This window comes from Marinomonas colpomeniae (assembly GCF_014803385.1).
Classification (GTDB): Bacteria; Pseudomonadota; Gammaproteobacteria; order Pseudomonadales; family Marinomonadaceae; genus Marinomonas; species Marinomonas colpomeniae.
The window spans coordinates 78,878-93,834 of record NZ_JACYFC010000003.1; the positions used below are offsets into that span (position 1 = coordinate 78,878).

Consider the following 14,957-nt stretch of genomic DNA (forward strand, 5'->3'; position numbering starts at 1 on the left):
TGCAAATACCTTATTTTATTGAATAAGGTACTTTGTTCAAAAATTGATAATTTATTCTGAAGGTGCTTTTTTAGGTTTTCCGTATAGCCAACCTTGGTGATACTGTATTTCGGTTTTATCCAATTTTAACTTATCAGCGTCATCTTCTACACCTTCTATAATGCAAGGTGTTTCTAACGTATTAAAAATCTTCACAAATGATTGAAAGAAGGCGTCATTTTTAAACCGTAAAACACTTTTATCAATTTTAATAAAATCAAACTCAAATTCAAAAATATAAGAAAAATTTGAAAAACCAGAACCAAAATCATCAAGTGCGAAACGATACTCAAGATTTCTTAACTGTCGTATAGAATCCTTTACTTTTTCTCGGTGTTTGAAGAGATCTTCATCTTCAGTAATTTCGATAATAATTTCTCTTCTAGATACGATCGCTATTTTAGATAAATAAGTGACCATTCTGTCATCTGTAAGATGTCTTGCAGATAAATTCACTTGAAAGTTTTGACAGTCGAAACGTTCTTTTTCTTCTTCTAATTTTTCAAATTGTCTTAATGTATGTTCAACATGAAGATTATAACGTTTTATGTCTTTTATGATGTTAATTGCGTTATCTTGTCCTTTGCACCGTGTGAAAATTTCGTATGAAAAAATAGTATTTTTTTCTGTGTCTATGATGGGTTGATACACATTGAAAAAAACATCCGTCAGTATTTTTCTTTTAAGACTTGCTTTGTTGAAGGAAAACACTAAATAAGGAATGATAATAAAATAGAATAGCGAAAAAGAAAGTAAGAAAATTGAGAAGTAAAAAAGGTTAGAAGCCTTGATGTATTCTTGAGATTGATAAGTATAAAAAATATTGGATACAAACTTTGATTGTATCTCGTTTTCATATGGTTTCAGTTTACCTTCACTTTTTGGCGAAGATGAAATCTGGATGTTTTGTAAAAGGTTTCTGACAGAAGATTGTTTGATTAACATGTTGAATTCGTAATCATCTGTCGTTTTCTTAATGACAGATATTCTTTCACCGTAGAAATTCGATGTGTGTGGCCCTGAGAGTAAAAAACCTTCATGAGACACTGGTTTTTTAACACTAAAATTCTTTTTCCCCCAAGAGGTACAAATGGCGTTTCCATTACGATCAATAATGCCTATCTCTATTGCACCATCAGTATTGAAGATCGACTTTCGCATAAAATTAAGCAGGGCATTTGAACATTTTCCATCATATAAAAAAGAGGTTTGTTCAAGAATTAAAGTCATGGAAGCAAACACATTTTCTATGAAAAAAAACTGTTTGTTATTTTGTTCTATTAACTGTTCTGATCTTTGATGTGATAGCCGGCCGCTCTCCGTTTCCCCTAGTAAAAAAGAAAATAAAAAAGCGCCTAATAGGCTTACAATAAAAACTTTCATTTTTCTAAAGAACATCATTCAATCCATAAGGAAAAGGCCTAGAAATTCTATACTAATAACAACTAAATAAAATTTTCTGTTTGTAAGAAAATGTATTTACGTAAAGGCATTTTTTTAAAGTAGACTAAATACATGGATCTATTATGCTTTTCTCAATTATATGAACTTAACTTATTAGCAGCACATGTCTAATACATCTTAGTTGCTTAAATATGGCTTTAAACGTACGATTCTACATTCTAATAATGGCGTATAACAATGCTGCTATTGAGTTCTTGTAAAGGTGCCAGTTTGACTGGTGAAACTGGGAAATAGGTGAGTTTTTAAAAATCGTAACAAAGCCTATGCTGCCCCCGCAACGGTGAATAAATGTGTCTATTAGCAGCATATTTATAAGTCCGGAGACCGGCCTTTATTAATCACGATTCTTCGTTACTAAACTAGGTAGAAGAACCGCTAATTTGAATCATACGGGTGAGTATGAATCCTATTTTGGAGATACATTATGCATATTGAACCAGGCCTCGTTGATGGCGCAAAAATTGTTTTGAGTTATGCAACAGCTTTAGGGGCTTTAGGGTTATCAGCAAAAGCGTCTATCGGTATGATCAAAAAAGACGGTTTACTGTCTTTAATCGGACGTAGCTCGTTAACTACCTTGTTGGTGTTTATTTTCTTTCAAGTGATGCCTCATCATGCTGTTGGCGTGTCGGAAGTTCACTTTATTCTAGGTTCAACTCTATTTCTAATGTTTGGGCCAGCCGCAGCTTCCATTGGTTTAATATCAGGGTTACTAATTCAAGGTGTGCTGTTTGCACCAATTGACCTTCCTCAATATGGTATGAACGTCACAACCTTACTATTACCTTTGTTTGCGATGTCAGCTTTGTCTCGCCGTATCATTGCGGAAAACACTGCCTATGTGGATATTACGTATCAGCAAGCATTAAAACTGTCTTTGACTTACCAAGGCGGAATTATTGCTTGGGTGGCGTTTTGGGTATTTTACGGACAAGGTTTCGGCGCCGAAAATATGAGCTCTGTTGCTACCTTTGGTTTGGCTTACTTGAGCGTTGTATTGATTGAGCCAGTTTTGGATCTTGCAGTGCTTGCCGGGGCAAAAAGCTTGAATCGTTTTAAGCATTCTTCATTACTTGAAACACGCTTATTTAATTGATCTAAAAATACGTTTTACTTTGTTTTATATGTTTAAAAAAACGGCAGAGTGGTTTGACCGCTTGGCCGTTTTTTTTATGCTACAGACATGCCATCTCTGGCAATGATAATACCATCAGGGAGGCTTGCTTCGTTTTCTATTAACCAACAATCCAGCCTGTGGCTAATGTGAGTCAGTATCATGCTTTTCGGTTTTAATGTGTTGTAGACCCATAAAGCGAGGTTGATGTCATTATGGTTTCTTGGCGCGGATGGCATAGGTGGTTCTGAGCAATCCAATATCAAACAGTCTAAGGCTCTGTTGGCTAAAAAAGTATGGGTGGTATCGGGCAATCCCACTGTGTCCGTGAGGTACGCCAAAGTGAAGTTGTTTTTTTCAATTAAGTAGCCTAACGTGATTTTGGAATGGAAAAGCGGCAATGGTGTAATCGAAAAATCGTCAAATTCAACCTTATTGAAAGGCACAAACGGTGTTTGAAAATCGAGCACGCCTGAATGCTTATAAAGATCATCTGTTCCTTTTTCGTCATCAGGGCGAAATACAGGGATCTTCTCTGGTCGTTCTGACCATCGTAAATGAAACAAGCCTTGAACGTGATCCATGTGAAAGTGAGTTAAAACAATACGTTGAATTTCATCAAACTCATAACGTTCTGCCAAGTCAGTAAAACCCGCATCGATGAGTGTCACACCTCGCTCCGTTCGAATTTCAAGACTGCAAGGTCCACGTCGAAATGACACATCTTGCTTTGCACGTTCACAAGCCACGCAATGGCAACCCCAAACAGGCACTTGTCCTGCGTTACCAGAGCCTAGAATTCGAATGTCCAACATATATTTGCCTTTTTATTAGATTGTCAATGGACGAATTAGAGCGTGGGATGAACATTTTAGAATGGCAGATTACATTATTATTATGACAGTTATTGTGTATTAAAATTCCCTTCTTATGCACCGTAATGGAAGAGTGCTTCTTTTTTGAGCTTTATATACTGAAATATAAACAGAATATACTTTCACCGATTATGCTTTATGTATTAAGAGGCACTGTAGTGCAGTAGTGTTTCCCCTTCATTTTCTAATAAATCTCTTTATTTATATAAACCTCATTATTTGATTTTATTGGCATCCATATTGCTATGACTCTTACTCTTAATGGCTCAAGGCGAAGAGTTGCAAGGTTGTTTACGGCCTGTAAATCTGATTTTGTATTTTCATGGTGTGTTTTAGTTAACGAAGAGGTGATCAGTAATGAATAACAGGGTATCTGGTGTATTTAAAAAGAGTGCTGCTTTGGCGATGCTTAGCTTTGGTTTATTTCCTTATCAAGCTTTCTCAGCTGAATTTGAAGCTCGTATAGGGCACTTAGAATCTGCTCAGCAACCTCGTCACCAAGCTCTATTAAAAGTGGCGTCTCTTGTTAGCGAAAGAACGTCTGGCGCTGTAGATCTAACCTTTTTTCCATCATCTCAATTAGGCACACAAAGGCAAATGACTGAGGGTACACAGTTGGGTGTTATTCAAGGTACTGTTTCACCTGCTGCTTTTTTAGGCGGGTTTAACAAAGTGGTATCTGTACTGGATATTCCTTATTTATATCCAACGAATCGAGAGCTTAGTACAAAAATACGCAGTAGTGAATTTGGCCAAGCGATTTTAGAAAGCTTTGAAGGAACTGGTACTAAAGCCATCGCACTATGGCCTAATGGACGTAAAAACTTCACTTCGAATGAGCCTTTAGAAAATGCAAAAGATTTTAATGATCAGCGCTTTAGAGTAATGAATTCAAAGGTACTGATTGCTCAGTTTAATGCGTTGGGCTCATCTGCTTTACCGCTCCCTTTTGGTGAGCTGTATACATCACTTCAAACGGGTGTTGTGGATGGTGAAGAAAATCCTTTAGATACTATTTTCCGAATGAAATTTCATGAAGTTCAAAAGTATTTAGTCATTTCAGAACATGGAGCAATGGAGGATATCGTTTTATTTAATAGCATGTGGTGGAATTCCTTACCTAAAAAATATCAAGAGGCCATTACCACAGCATTCAACGAAGTCATTCCTGAATTAGAGCGTAATAAAGATAGTTCAGTTGAAAATGCATTAGCGGAAATTAAAAAATCCGATATATCAATTAAGACGCTTAACGAAGCTGAACGTACTGAATTACGTGATATTATGTATCCAAAAGCGAAAGCGGCTTACCTATCTTTTGCAGGTGAAAAAGGTGAGGAACTATTAACACTTTATGAGAAGGCTTATCAATCTTATAAATAAATAATTTAAGAATGGCTTCAGTTTTTGAGGTCATTCTTAATCTTGGTGTAAGTATGGAAAATATCTCCATGATGATAGTGGATAAAGCAAAGAAAATAGAAAAATTTATAATAGTGTCGGTTTTTTTATTAATGATTTTTTTGTTTTCTTTCGGTGTTTTAGTAAGAGAGTTTCCAATTCAGGTAGTAAATTATTTTTCTTGGATTGAAGAGATAGTAAAAATAATGAATATTTTTCTTGTTTTTATTACTTTGGGTTTAGCGTTAGAAAAAGGAAAGCACGTTAAAATCCCTATTTTACTTAATAAGCTTAGTTTTAGAACCAGATTTATATTGATGAAAGTAATCGATTTTTCTGGCTTTTCTTTTACTCTATATTTGTTTTTTTTGAGTATAGAGCTAATGTCTTTGGTTTTAAAAAGTGGTCAGGTAAGTCCTGTACTTAATGTCTCTATGTCGATTATATATTTAGCTCCTACCATTGGTTTTCTTTCAATTTCCATTCGATATTTTATGAGTTTTTTTGGCTATTTAGATCGTTTTTCTAATAAGTAGATCTAGTTTGAAAAATAAAATTTCTGTTCTTAAAAAGGCTTATTCATGATTTTTTTAATCATTCTAGTTTCTGCTTTATTGATGATATTCAGCTTTGAAATGCTTTTAGTATTGGGTATACCTACTTTCTTAGCCAAAGAGGCTTTTTTTGGTGGTGTTCCAGATATTGCTCTTATTCAAAAATTAGTGGCTGGTATTGATCATACAACGTTATTGGCAATCCCATTTTTTATCTTTGCTGCTCACATTATGTCGTCAGGGAAAATAGCCTCAAAGCTTACGACTCTGGTGAAGCTTATCTTTGGTCATCGTCATGGAGGCATGGGACTCACGGCCGTTGGTAGCTCAATGGCTTTTGGGTCTGTTTCCGGCTCGGCTCCCGCAACCGTTGCGGCTCTTGGGAAATTGCTGTACCCAGAGTTACTTAAAGCGGGCTATCGCAAATCATTTAGCCTCGGGTTAATTGTTTCCAGTTCTGAAACAGCATTATTAATTCCACCTAGCATTACGCTCATCATTTACGGCTGGATGACGGGGACGTCTGTAACTGGACTGTTTGTTGGTGGTTTGTCTGTTGGTGTGGTGTTGGGTTTAGCTTTTGCACTTCTCGTTTTTTGGGAAGCGAAAGTGTCTAAAATAGTTAAACCACCAAAACCAGATCTTAGTGTTGTTCTTAATGAGCTCAAAGGTTCTATATGGGCTCTTGGTATGCCTGTGTTAATTTTAGGCGGTATTTACTCTGGCCTTTTTACGGCTACAGAAGCAGCCGCTGTTAGCGTTATTTATGCGATTTTTGTAGAAGGTGTTATATATCGTGGACTTACTTTTAAAAAGCTGTACGACATTGCTGAGCAGAGTGCGATAGCCACATCTATTATTTTTATTCTTTTAGCCTTCGGTGGAATGCTTTCTTTCTTTGTTACGCTTGCGCAAGTGCCCGATACCATTAGTCATTGGGTTGTCGATTTTGGCGCTGGTCCCATATTATTTTTGTTCATCGTGAATATTGTATTTCTTATTGCGGGAATGTTTATTGATCCTAATTCGGCATTACTGATTTTAGTCCCTCCGCTTTACCCTGTTGCTGTCGGTTTAGGCATTGACCCTATTCATTTTGGTTTAATCGTAACGTTAAATATTTGTATTGGAATGATCACTCCGCCATTTGGCTTAGATATATTTGTTGCTTCTTCTACTTTAGATGTTCCTGTTACTGACATTATTAAAGGTATCTGGCCTTTTATAGCGATTAATTTAGCGGTTTTGGCTCTGATTACTTATGTATCAGAGATTTCTATTTTTCTTCCCAATTTAATTTTGTAATGGTAATTGCTTGTCAGTTTTATGAGCAATCGTATTGCGAAGTCTTAATCTTTTTTACGCTTAACCAGTGAATTAATGAAGACAATAAGCTGTTGAATCACGTCATCAATTTGAGCGTTATTATGAATAACATGGCATTGATTCAATATAACGCTATTTGTGGTCAGGGAATCTCTAGTTCGTGCTAATCGTGCTTCAATATCAGCCAACGATTCACGACCTCTAGCGATCAGTCGCTGACGAAGTGTCACTTCATCAACATGGATCAAAACAGGCACCAAATTTTTACCGTAAAGGCTCATGGCTATCGGCAAATATTCTCGTGATCCATTAATGATGATGTTTTGACCTTCAGCGAGCCAAAGGTCTATTTCTCGGCCTATACCATAATACAAACCATTGGCTTGCCAATGTAGGGCAAATAGACCAATTTGTTGGCGATGCAGAAATTCCCCTTTGCTTAGTTCAATATGGTTTTCGTTGCCAGATTGCCAATCGCGACAGATATAGCGATGAGCAATTATAATGTCAGTCGACAATGACGATTCCGTATTTAGCCACAGGCGCAGACCTGACAAGATGGAATCCTTGCCACTGCCAGATGCGCCGATGAGATAAATGATTTTACCCATAGTATTTTCCTTAACTAGAATGCTCGTTGACCGTTTTTCCATACTTGCTCTATGTGAACATGGTCTTCTTCCAAGGTACTCCAAATTAAGTCAGCTTTTTTACCGACCGCTATTTCCCCACGATCATTTAAACCAACGGCTTTGGCTGGATTTAAGCTAACCAGCGCCATGGCTTTAGGAATATCGTAGTCGTTGCTTTCTAGTTGAGCGATTTTAAACGCAGCTTCTAATAAGCTAGCAGGGTAGTAATCACTGGATAATATGTCTAATACACCCGCCGCCGCTAATTCGTGTGCTGCAATGTTGCCTGAGTGAGAACCGCCGCGAACGACATTTGGCGCGCCCATTAATACGCTCATGCCTTTGCTATGTGCTGCGATTGCGGCTTCAGCTGTCGTTGGGAACTCTGCGATCACCATGCTGAAGTCATGAGATTCTTCCACATGCGCTAAAGTGGCATCATCATGGCTTGCCAATGGAATGTTTAATTTGTGGCAAGTATTGCTGATGGCTTCTCGAAAGGGGGCGCTGTAGAGCGCACTGGCGTCAGTTTGGCGAGTTATAAAAGCTTCCATTTCGTCATGAGAGAGTTTGTATTTACCTTGGTAATACTCGCGGTATTTGTCTATTTTTGCGAACTGACGTTGGCCTGGTGAGTGATCCATAATAGACACAAGTTGTACCGATGTTTGCTCAAGCAGTGAATGGAAGTTATTCAATGTGTCTTTGTGGCTTACTTCACAACGCAAATGCAAATAGTGATCGGCACGGGTTAAACCTCGGTCACGGGAATCATTTAATGCGTCAACCATGCGGCTTAAATTATTCAGGCGTTCGCTGCCTTCCACTACATCACCTACTGAAATAGCATCAAAAACAGACGTAATGCCCGCGCTGACCATTTGTGCATCATGGACTTTAAATGCCTGAATAGCAGGCCAAGTGACGCCAGGTCTTGGGGTGAAATGTTTTTCCATATTATCGGTATGAAGCTCTATCATACCCGCTGTGATATAGCCGTTTTGGCAATCAATGGCATTCGCTAAAGACACATTGCCATGGTCGATCTTTTCGATAACACCGTCCTTGATAACGAGAGTACCTTTGATTATTTCATCGGCTAAGACGATTTGTGCATTGGTTAAAATCATTACTACTTCCTCAAGCTTAGTTGATTGATGATGTTGGGTTGTTGGCAGTGGTATTAACAGAGAAAACATGGTCCGCGACGGCTTTACGGACTTGGGCATCATGGAAAATCCCTACAATAGCGGTGCCTTTTGCAAGCGCATCTTTGATGAGTTGAACAACCACGTCAGTGTTTTTTTGATCCAAAGAAGCCGTTGGCTCATCCAGTAGAAGAATTGGGTAATCTTGTATAAAACCACGGGCAATATTCACCCTTTGTTGTTCGCCACCGGAAAACGTACTTGGCGGTAATGACCACAAACGTTCTGGAATGTTGAGTTGTTGTAGTAAATGCGTTGCTTTTTCTGTAGCTACATCATCTGACACGCCACGTTCCTTCAGTGGTTGTTTCACCACGTCTAAAGTAGACACTCTTGGAATAACGCGTAGAAATTGGCTAACGTAGCCAATAGTGTGACGTCTTACATCGAGCAGCTGGTGACTGCTTGCTGTGGCTAAATCCAGCATGTTGTTTTGGTGATGAACATAAATCGAACCAGAACTTGGTAGATAGTTGGCGTATAAAGAACGTAATAACGTGCTTTTTCCTGAGCCGCTTTCACCGTGTAGAACTGTACATTGTCCGGCGAAAATTTTAAGATCAATCTTATTTAAAATAGGCAGCTGTATGCCTCCCTGATTGTGCAGGGTGAAGGTCTTACTCAGCTGTTCAACATGAATCATGGTAGTCATATTTCAATACCTTACTGTTTTGGTGGCCAACACATTACGAAAGCCAATTAGGTCGTAAATTAAGGTGTTAACACGGAAGACACGAGTAGCTGAGTGTAGGCGTGTTGAGGGTCATCGAGGACTTGGTCTGTTAAGCCTGTTTCGACGATTCTGCCGTGTCGCATGACAATTAAGCGTTGAGCCAGTAAGCGAGCCACAGCAAGGTCATGGGTGACGATGACCACAGCCAGATTCATCTCAGTAACCAAGGTTCGTAACAAATCTAACAAGCGCGCTTGAACCGATACATCTAATCCGCCTGTTGGTTCATCCATGAATACCACGCGCGGATGAGTCACCAAGTTACGGGCTATTTGTAGGCGTTGTTGCATACCACCGGAATAGGTAGAAGGTTTGTCATCAATGCGGCTAACGTCCAGTTCTACGTCTTCCATCCACTTCAAACCTTTATCGCGAATCTTGCCGTAATGACGTTCGCCAACAGCCATTAAACGTTCGCCAATATTGGCACCAGCAGATACACCCATACGTAAACCGTCGCGGGCGTGTTGATGCACAACCCCCCATTCGGTTCGAAGTAAATAACGACGTTCTGTTTCAGACAATTGGTAAAGGTTGAGCCAGTTATTTTCACGATTCAGGTATAGAATCTCGCCAGCATTCGGAGCGAGACGCGCAGATAAACTGGTCAATAATGTCGATTTACCAGACCCAGATTCACCCACAATACCTAAGACTTCACCTGGATAAAGTTCAAAGCTGATGTCTTCACAGCCTTTGCCGGGCGCGTACAGTTTTGTCAGCTTATTTACCTTTAATAGCGGTTCGTTTGAGTCCGTGTGATTTGACGGTTTGTGTTCAGACATTTTTTGATTAAGCATGAGGAACTCCTCCCGCTTGGGCTTCGTTTTTAGCAACCTGCTGTTGGCAGTAATCCGTATCAGAGCAGAGGTAACTGCGCGTGCCTTGGTCATCGATAATGACTTCATCTAAGAAACTATGGCGGGAACCACAAATGGCACAGCTTTCTTCCCATGTTTGAATTTCGAAAGGGTGATCTTCAAAGTCCAAGCTTTCTACTTTTGTAAAAGGTGGAATTGCATAGATACGTTTTTCTCGTCCTGCGCCAAACAGTTGTAGCGCAGGCATTTGATGCATTTTGGGATTGTCGAATTTAGGAATCGGTGACGGGTCCATAATGTATCTATCGTTAACACGAACAGGGTAAGCGTAGGTGGTCGCGATGTGGCCAAAATGGGCGATGTCTTCATAGAGTTTGACGTGCATGACACCATAATCTTCTAATGCGTGCATTTTTCGCGTTTCAACTTCGCTTGGTTCAATGAAGCGTAGAGGTTCAGGAATGGGCACCTGATAAATCAATATTTGATCGGCTTTTAACGCGGTTTCAGGAATACGGTGACGGGTTTGGATTAGGCTGGCTTCTACGGTTTTTTCCGTTGTTTGTACGCCAGTTAATTCTTTGAAAAACGCCCGAATGCTAACCGCGTTGGTGGTATCGTCTGCACCTTGATCAATGACTTTAAGCACATCACTTTCACCGATTACGGCTGCTGTGAGCTGAATGCCGCCCGTTCCCCAACCGTATGGCATGGGCATTTCGCGTCCACCAAAAGGCACTTGATAGCCCGGAATAGCGACGGCTTTGAGCAAGGCTCGACGAATCATGCGTTTGGTTTGTTCATCAAGATAAGCGAAGTTGTAACCGTCTTTGATTGGATCAAGTGTGGTTTCGTTTTTGATGCCTTGTGTTGTCTTAGTATTTTTTACAGAGAATAGGCTCATGCTTGCTCTCCTGATGTGTTTTGCTGTTCGGCTTGTTCTTTGCGAAGGCGACGTAAAAGCTCCAGTTCAGACTGGAAATCCACGTAATGGGGAAGTTTAAGATGAGACACAAAGCCAGCGGCTTCAACATTGTCACAATGGGAAAGAATAAATTCTTCTTGTTGAGCCGGTGATACCCGATCTTCGTCATATTTTTCCGCTTGCAAGGCTCGGTCGATTAGCGCCATCGACAAGGTTTTGCGCTCGTTCTGACCAAAGGCGAGACCATAACCGCGAGTAAACTTGATGTCATTATCTTCAAGCTTGCTGAAGCCGTTTATCATCTCGCACTCTGTGACTTGAATGGCGCCAATGTCGACACTGAAACCAAGCTCATCAGGCGTGATACTGACATCCACTTCGCCAGTACGAATTTCACCAGCGAAAGGGTGGTTACGACCGTAGCCACGTTGAGTTGAATAGCCCAGCGCCAGTAAAAAACCTTCATCGCCTCGTACTAAGGCTTGTAGGCGTGCACTGCGATTGCATGGATAGGAAGGCGCTTCCTGAGTGATATCGGCAGGTGTTGTTAAATCATCCGCTTCTTCAACCATGAGCTTTTCTCGTTCTAACATTTGCAGGACACGGGGCATGTGTTCTTCGTCTTGTTCCTCACTTGAACTGATTTTTTCAAGTTCAGCAGGTGTTCTGCCATCGGCTAACAAGGTGAAGTCCAACAAGCGATGAGTGTAGTCAAAGGTGGAACCTAAAAGCTGTCCACCGGGAAGATCTTTGAAGGTCGCTGAGATACGACGTTCGACTTGCATCTTTGTAGTATCGATTGGTTCACTGCTGTAAAAACGGCTTAACGTTGTGCGATAAGCCCTTAACAAAAAGATGGCTTCAACTAGATCGCCAGCAGATTGTTTGATTGCCAACGCGGCCAATTCAGGATCGTAAATAGAGCCCTCGGTCATTACTCGCGCAACCGCTAAAGGCAATTGTTCGCTGACTTGTGGAACAGAAAGTTCTGGAATCTGTAAATCACCACGTCGTGTTTTATCGAGTAACTTGTGTGCATTCTTGATGGCGGTTTCGCCGCCTTTTACTGCAACATACATCTTAAAGCACCTCTACTTGAGTGGTTCTTGGTAAACAAATTAACTGGTTTTGATCTATAAAAATAAAATCTAAACCCAATGGAAAAGACGTATTGCGCTCGCCTGTAGCGTTCGATAAATAATCAAGTAACGACGGAGAAAGGTCGCTAATAGAAACCAAATGTTCTTCTTCAATTCCAGGGCCGGTTAGGCGCAAATTGATGTCATCGGAGAGAAGGCTTTTGATGCTGTTTACTTGGATAATCAGGGTGCAGCCTGTTTCTGGGTATTCGTCCGTACCTTGAAAAAAGCCTTGAAAAAAGTCTTGAGAGACGGTTTGAAACAAACCTGTTTCCCTTGCATCCATAACAGCGAATAGGGCGTCTTTTGATTGTTCAACAACGGGCACACCAGTATGGAAATGGAGGTTGTGTTTGATGTTTTTTGTATCAAGTTGAGGCGATAACCAGACTGGCGTTTGTTGATCCATTAAGGCTTGGCAGACAGCAAAAGTACTCGCGTAGAGCGTTTCAATGGATTCTGGAGACGTAACAGAAACCAATGTGCCGGGTTCGCTCATGGCTTTGAGTAATTGACGAAAAATGCCTTGGCTATCATGGGTAGGGTTTTGAAATCCTGTGATTAAAGTTGGTGTGGTCATGATTAATCTTCCCCTCTGACTAGGGTGAAAAAGTTCACCTTGGTTTGCGCCACTGTGTCAGCTTTTTGCACCTTTTTGATTGCTAGGTCTTGTGCTAAAGGTTGAATGATTTTTTCCATCAAGAGGCTTTGATGAATTTGATCTTGAAGCATGGCGTCTAGCGTTGCTGCTCTAGTGGCGTGATCTTTGTTACGCCCCATAATGTAACTGTGGCCGTAATGGCCTTCAGGAGAACGAACCACACAGCGAGTGATGGTCATGTCGCCCACGTTGAACTGAGACCCCGTTCCACCCATACGGCCGCGTACTTGAGTAAGGCCGACTTCAGCGGCTCGGATGGTTTCAAAAGGATGTGAATTAACATACTTGTCCGATAAGGCTATTAGCGTTTCTGCGCTCGATTTTGCCATTACGGACATCCAATGTTGCCTTGTTGTTTGGTTTAGTATTTGGTCTTTGGTTTGATGCTGAGTCATGGTTTTTAAGGCTCCACGCTGTATTCAAAAATATCGCTACGGCTGACACTAATGGAGTACTCCATTAGTTCTCCGCTTTCGACTAGGTAATATTTGGAATGGATTTCCATTACGGGAATACCACGGCCTATTTTAAGTTGCTGGCATTCGTCAAAGGTTGGCATGCGAGCCTTGAGTCGGGTTTTTCCTCGTGTTGCTTGGAACTGATAACGTTCCTGCAAAAAGGTATGTAATGAACCTGACTGGTAGTCGCGCATGGTAGTTTTTGTGACACCAAATACATGATGTTTAATTAAGGTTGTGGCTTCTTCATTAATTGAACGACAGGTTTTAATGACGACGATTTTCTTGTCACAAGGAAACTTAAGTCGTTGAGCCAGCTCTTGAGGCAAGGTGTTTTCACAACAGCCGATGACCTTAGTTTCCAGTGTCATACCTGCTTTCGATAAGTTATAGGTAAAGCAAGATTGATTATCGAGAGAATAATCAATGGCTGGTTGTGTGACCTGATTGCCAAGACCTTGAAAACGTTTTATCAAACCGTCTTGTACTAGTTCATCAATGGCACGACGGACCGTGTGGCGATTTACCTGAAAACGGCTTGCAAGTTTTTGTTCCGCAGGCAAAAAATCTCCAGACTCGTATTGCTGGTGGATATCGTCTTTTAACTGTTGAGCAATTTTCAAATAAATGGCCATAGGTCTCAGATCTCTTTTTTTGTTTACTTTGTCTTTTGTTACTTATCTTTTTATTGATCTGTTGTTAGACAGTTTGTCTAGACAAGTTTTCAAGGCAAAAAAAATCAAATAAACGCTTTACGTAAACGCTGGGAAATCAAATCAATGATGGTGACGCAAACAATGATGACGATCATCACAGCAGAGGTTTGCTGGAAACTAAAACCACGCATGCTTTCCCAAAGAATCACACCAATACCACCCGCACCAACCATGCCGACTACCGTTGCAGAGCGTACATTGGATTCGAATCTATAGAGGGAATAGGAAATCCAAAGGGGTAAAACTTGTGGAATCACACCGTATAGAATTTCTTCTAATTTGTTTGCGCCTGTTGCTCTAACCGCTTCGGCTGGACGCGGATCGATGGCTTCAACCGCTTCAGAGAAAAGCTTAGCCAATACGCCTGTGGTATGAATAAACAACGCCATGACGCCGGCAAAAGGACCTAAGCCAACAGCAACGACAAACAGCATGGCGAAGACCATTTCGTTAATAGCACGTGATGCATCCATCAAGCGACGAACAGGTTGATAAAGCCAAGCGGGAGCCATGTTTTCTGCACTCATCAAACCAAAAGGAATGGCGAAAATAATCGCAAGAGCGGTTCCCCAAAGAGCGATGTGCAAGGTAATGATCATTTCGTCTACGTAGTAGGAAAAATCACGAAAATCTGGTGGAAAAAAATCGCCCGCAAACTCAATCATATTGCCGCTGTCTTTGATGAGAATAAGCGGGTTCATTTCTGTTGCACTCCAACCCCAGCTAAGCAGCATAAAAAGTACGGCCCAACTGATAGCAGAAACCCAATTAAATGGTTTTTTGATAAGCTGATTTGCTGTGATATCGCTCATATTCTTTCTCAACTTTTTATCTGAAAGTGAAGGTAAAGGCGTTAATAGAGGACGCCTTTACCTTTACGCTGCTTTTTTA

16 protein-coding genes and 1 riboswitch are annotated in these 14,957 nt (G+C 40.6%); of the genes, 4 read left to right on the forward strand and 12 right to left on the reverse strand.

The window, feature by feature from the left end:
* Positions 1–51 precede the first annotated feature (51 nt).
* Positions 52–1,422 (reverse strand): EAL domain-containing protein, encoded by a 1,371-nt coding sequence (locus IF202_RS09675; RefSeq protein WP_191594709.1) that lies wholly within the window; start codon positions 1,420–1,422, stop codon positions 52–54.
* A gap of 264 nt (positions 1,423–1,686) precedes the next feature.
* Positions 1,687–1,850, forward strand: a riboswitch (cobalamin riboswitch).
* A 77-nt stretch (positions 1,851–1,927) separates the two neighbouring features.
* Here IF202_RS09675 and IF202_RS09680 point away from each other — a divergent pair.
* A complete protein-coding gene (locus IF202_RS09680; RefSeq protein ID WP_191594710.1) occupies positions 1,928–2,599 on the forward strand; it encodes an energy-coupling factor ABC transporter permease in 672 nt (223 codons plus the stop codon).
* A gap of 74 nt (positions 2,600–2,673) precedes the next feature.
* On the opposite strand, the gene phnP is transcribed toward IF202_RS09680, so the two are convergent.
* A complete protein-coding gene (gene phnP, locus IF202_RS09685; protein ID WP_235963440.1) occupies positions 2,674–3,432 on the reverse strand; it encodes a phosphonate metabolism protein PhnP in 759 nt (252 codons plus the stop codon).
* Positions 3,433–3,849: 417 nt separating this feature from the next.
* Here phnP and IF202_RS09690 point away from each other — a divergent pair, with 417 nt between their 5' ends.
* Genes IF202_RS09690 through IF202_RS09700 form a run of 3 tightly spaced genes read left to right on the forward strand, consistent with a single transcriptional unit; the run spans position 3,850 to position 6,752 of the window.
* On the forward strand, positions 3,850–4,875 hold the full coding sequence (locus IF202_RS09690) for a TRAP transporter substrate-binding protein (protein WP_191594711.1): 1,026 nt from the start codon (positions 3,850–3,852) through the stop codon (positions 4,873–4,875).
* Positions 4,876–4,928: 53 nt separating this feature from the next.
* Positions 4,929–5,429 (forward strand): TRAP transporter small permease, encoded by a 501-nt coding sequence (locus IF202_RS09695; RefSeq protein WP_191594712.1) that lies wholly within the window; start codon positions 4,929–4,931, stop codon positions 5,427–5,429.
* A 45-nt stretch (positions 5,430–5,474) separates the two neighbouring features.
* Positions 5,475–6,752 (forward strand): TRAP transporter large permease, encoded by a 1,278-nt coding sequence (locus tag IF202_RS09700; protein ID WP_191594713.1) that lies wholly within the window; start codon positions 5,475–5,477, stop codon positions 6,750–6,752.
* Positions 6,753–6,796: 44 nt separating this feature from the next.
* On the opposite strand, the gene phnN is transcribed toward IF202_RS09700, so the two are convergent.
* From phnN to phnE, 10 genes are all read right to left on the reverse strand, one after another.
* Positions 6,797–7,384, reverse strand: a complete 588-nt coding sequence (gene phnN / locus IF202_RS09705; protein WP_191594714.1) for a ribose 1,5-bisphosphokinase — start codon at positions 7,382–7,384, stop codon at positions 6,797–6,799.
* Positions 7,385–7,398: 14 nt separating this feature from the next.
* On the reverse strand, positions 7,399–8,637 hold the full coding sequence (gene phnM / locus IF202_RS09710; protein WP_328797215.1) for an alpha-D-ribose 1-methylphosphonate 5-triphosphate diphosphatase: 1,239 nt from the start codon (positions 8,635–8,637) through the stop codon (positions 7,399–7,401).
* Positions 8,552–9,265, reverse strand: coding sequence for a phosphonate C-P lyase system protein PhnL (gene phnL, locus IF202_RS09715; protein WP_191594715.1), 714 nt, complete (start codon positions 9,263–9,265; stop codon positions 8,552–8,554). Before phnL ends, phnM begins: the two co-directional genes overlap by 86 nt.
* 59 nt (positions 9,266–9,324) lie before the next feature.
* Positions 9,325–10,146 (reverse strand): phosphonate C-P lyase system protein PhnK, encoded by an 822-nt coding sequence (phnK, locus tag IF202_RS09720; protein WP_235963444.1) that lies wholly within the window; start codon positions 10,144–10,146, stop codon positions 9,325–9,327.
* The gene (locus IF202_RS09725) at positions 10,139–11,071 is read right to left on the reverse strand and encodes an alpha-D-ribose 1-methylphosphonate 5-phosphate C-P-lyase PhnJ (protein ID WP_191594716.1); all 933 of its coding nucleotides are present in this window, start codon (positions 11,069–11,071) and stop codon (positions 10,139–10,141) included. The genes phnK and IF202_RS09725 overlap by 8 nt, the downstream gene beginning before the upstream one ends.
* A complete protein-coding gene (locus tag IF202_RS09730) occupies positions 11,068–12,171 on the reverse strand; it encodes a carbon-phosphorus lyase complex subunit PhnI (protein WP_191594717.1) in 1,104 nt (367 codons plus the stop codon). The genes IF202_RS09725 and IF202_RS09730 overlap by 4 nt, the downstream gene beginning before the upstream one ends.
* 1 nt (position 12,172) lies before the next feature.
* Positions 12,173–12,811, reverse strand: coding sequence for a phosphonate C-P lyase system protein PhnH (gene phnH / locus IF202_RS09735; RefSeq protein ID WP_191594718.1), 639 nt, complete (start codon positions 12,809–12,811; stop codon positions 12,173–12,175).
* Positions 12,812–12,813: 2 nt separating this feature from the next.
* A complete protein-coding gene (gene phnG, locus IF202_RS09740) occupies positions 12,814–13,287 on the reverse strand; it encodes a phosphonate C-P lyase system protein PhnG (RefSeq protein ID WP_206705454.1) in 474 nt (157 codons plus the stop codon).
* Positions 13,288–13,292: 5 nt separating this feature from the next.
* Entirely contained in the window at positions 13,293–13,985 is a 693-nt protein-coding gene (locus tag IF202_RS09745) for a GntR family transcriptional regulator (RefSeq protein WP_191594719.1), read from the reverse strand.
* A 104-nt stretch (positions 13,986–14,089) separates the two neighbouring features.
* Positions 14,090–14,878, reverse strand: coding sequence for a phosphonate ABC transporter, permease protein PhnE (gene phnE, locus IF202_RS09750; RefSeq protein WP_191594720.1), 789 nt, complete (start codon positions 14,876–14,878; stop codon positions 14,090–14,092).
* Between the last annotated feature and the right edge of the window lie 79 nt (positions 14,879–14,957).

What these genes read in the sequence shown, in the direction of transcription:
- IF202_RS09725 (WP_191594716.1), bottom strand. Translation starts at nt 11,071, where the DNA reads ATGAGCCTATTCTCTGTAAAAAATACTAAGACAACACAAGGCATCAAA.
- phnL (WP_191594715.1), bottom strand. Translation starts at nt 9,265, where the DNA reads ATGACTACCATGATTCATGTTGAACAGCTGAGTAAGACCTTCACCCTG.
- IF202_RS09690 (WP_191594711.1), top strand. Translation starts at nt 3,850, where the DNA reads ATGAATAACAGGGTATCTGGTGTATTTAAAAAGAGTGCTGCTTTGGCG.
- IF202_RS09700 (WP_191594713.1), top strand. Translation starts at nt 5,475, where the DNA reads ATGATTTTTTTAATCATTCTAGTTTCTGCTTTATTGATGATATTCAGC.
- IF202_RS09745 (WP_191594719.1), bottom strand. Translation starts at nt 13,985, where the DNA reads ATGGCCATTTATTTGAAAATTGCTCAACAGTTAAAAGACGATATCCAC.
- IF202_RS09675 (WP_191594709.1), bottom strand. Translation starts at nt 1,422, where the DNA reads ATGAAAGTTTTTATTGTAAGCCTATTAGGCGCTTTTTTATTTTCTTTT.
- IF202_RS09680 (WP_191594710.1), top strand. Translation starts at nt 1,928, where the DNA reads ATGCATATTGAACCAGGCCTCGTTGATGGCGCAAAAATTGTTTTGAGT.
- IF202_RS09695 (WP_191594712.1), top strand. Translation starts at nt 4,929, where the DNA reads ATGGAAAATATCTCCATGATGATAGTGGATAAAGCAAAGAAAATAGAA.
- phnG (WP_206705454.1), bottom strand. Translation starts at nt 13,287, where the DNA reads ATGACTCAGCATCAAACCAAAGACCAAATACTAAACCAAACAACAAGG.
- phnH (WP_191594718.1), bottom strand. Translation starts at nt 12,811, where the DNA reads ATGACCACACCAACTTTAATCACAGGATTTCAAAACCCTACCCATGAT.
- phnM (WP_328797215.1), bottom strand. Translation starts at nt 8,637, where the DNA reads ATGATGCCCAAGTCCGTAAAGCCGTCGCGGACCATGTTTTCTCTGTTA.
- phnE (WP_191594720.1), bottom strand. Translation starts at nt 14,878, where the DNA reads ATGAGCGATATCACAGCAAATCAGCTTATCAAAAAACCATTTAATTGG.
- phnK (WP_235963444.1), bottom strand. Translation starts at nt 10,146, where the DNA reads ATGCTTAATCAAAAAATGTCTGAACACAAACCGTCAAATCACACGGAC.
- IF202_RS09730 (WP_191594717.1), bottom strand. Translation starts at nt 12,171, where the DNA reads ATGTATGTTGCAGTAAAAGGCGGCGAAACCGCCATCAAGAATGCACAC.
- phnN (WP_191594714.1), bottom strand. Translation starts at nt 7,384, where the DNA reads ATGGGTAAAATCATTTATCTCATCGGCGCATCTGGCAGTGGCAAGGAT.
- phnP (WP_235963440.1), bottom strand. Translation starts at nt 3,432, where the DNA reads ATGTTGGACATTCGAATTCTAGGCTCTGGTAACGCAGGACAAGTGCCT.